Source organism: Petrotoga halophila DSM 16923, from assembly GCF_002924615.1.
The window spans coordinates 1-1,430 of sequence record NZ_JALY01000048.1 but is presented as its reverse complement, the minus strand read 5'-3'; the positions used below and the strand labels follow the sequence as shown (position 1 = coordinate 1,430).

Annotated in this window: 1 protein-coding gene; it reads left to right on the top strand. The window is 36.8% G+C overall.

The annotated features are described in order from the left end of the window. Positions 1-98 precede the first annotated feature (98 nt). Positions 99-1,304, top strand: coding sequence for a pyridoxal phosphate-dependent aminotransferase (locus AA81_RS02180; protein ID WP_103898052.1), 1,206 nt, complete (start codon positions 99-101; stop codon positions 1,302-1,304). The last annotated feature ends 126 nt before the right edge of the window (positions 1,305-1,430 follow it).

Here is a 1,430-nt window from a genome sequence, read left to right as displayed (position 1 = left end):
GCTTTATCCTTATGGGTGGGCTGCGGGGCAAAGGGCCCTATATATTGAGTTTTTAGAATTTCTAAAAATTATAAAAATGAGAATGAGGAGGGCAAGAGATGAAAATATCTCAAAGAGTTTTAAATACACAATTTTCCCCAATTAGAAAGTTAGTCCCTTACGCAGAAAGAGCAAAGCAAGAAGGTAAAAAAGTTTACCTTTTAAACATAGGACAACCTGATATTGAAACACCTAAGGCATTTTTCGAAGGTATAAAAAAGTACTCATCCGAAGTAGTTTATTACAGCCATTCTGCAGGTCTATTAGAGTTACGTGAGGCTTTTTCCAATTATTATAAGTTATGGGATATAGATTTTGATCCCCAGGAGTTGATCGTCACTACAGGGGGAAGCGAGGCAGCAATTTTCGCTTTGGCATCTGTTGCTGATCCAGGGGATGAAGTAATGGTTATAGAGCCTTTTTATGCTAATTATAAAGGTTTTGCAGAGATGCTAAATGTAAAACTTTGCCCAGTGAAATCAGATCCGGAAACCGGCTATGCTGTCCCAAGTATAGAAGAATTCGAAAAGGCTTACAACGAAAAGGTAAGAGCAATAATCTTTTCTAATCCTTCAAATCCCACAGGAGCTGTGTACAGTTACGATGAAGTAAAAAGAATCGTTGACTTTGCAAAAGAAAAAGACATATTTGTAATATCGGATGAGGTATATAAAGAATTCACCTTTGACGGGACTAAGCATGTATCCGTCATGGATTTTGAAGACAAAGACAGATTCATTTTAATCGATAGTGTATCGAAAAGATACAGCGCTTGCGGTGCAAGAATTGGAGTTTTTGCTACTAAAAATAAAAAACTTCTAGAACAAGTAATGAAATTTGCTCAATCCCGATTATCTCCACCTTTGTTGGCACAATTTGGTGTTTTAGGGTTACTCAAGGATTTGGGGAAAGACTATTATCAAGGCGTTGCTTTAGAATATCAAAAAAGAAGGGATGCTGCATACGAAGAGATAAAAAAGATTGAAGGAGCCGTTTGCAAAAAACCTCATGGTTCATTTTATCTCTCCGTTAAACTACCAATCGATGATTCTGAGGAGTTCATAAAGTGGATGCTTACCGACTTCGATGTGGATGGAGAAACTGTTATGGTTTCACCATTATCTGGTTTTTATGCTACACCTGGTGCAGGCAAGCAAGAAATAAGAATCGCTTATGTATTGAACAGCGAGGAGTTAAGAAAGGCTTGTAATATTCTAAAAGAAGCAGTGACAGTTTACAATGAGAGAAAAATAAAGGTTAAATGATATCAATAGGCGCCGTGTCAATTTACGGCGCCTTTGTAGTCTATTTTAATTTTCTGAATTTTTGTCAGTTTGTTCTTTTGCAGTTTTAGGCGATGAAGGTTTAACGTATTTTTTGTTTTCTGGCTT

Coding starts and splice junctions, on each gene's coding strand:
- AA81_RS02180 (WP_103898052.1), top strand. CDS start 99: ATGAAAATATCTCAAAGAGTTTTAAATACACAATTTTCCCCAATTAGA.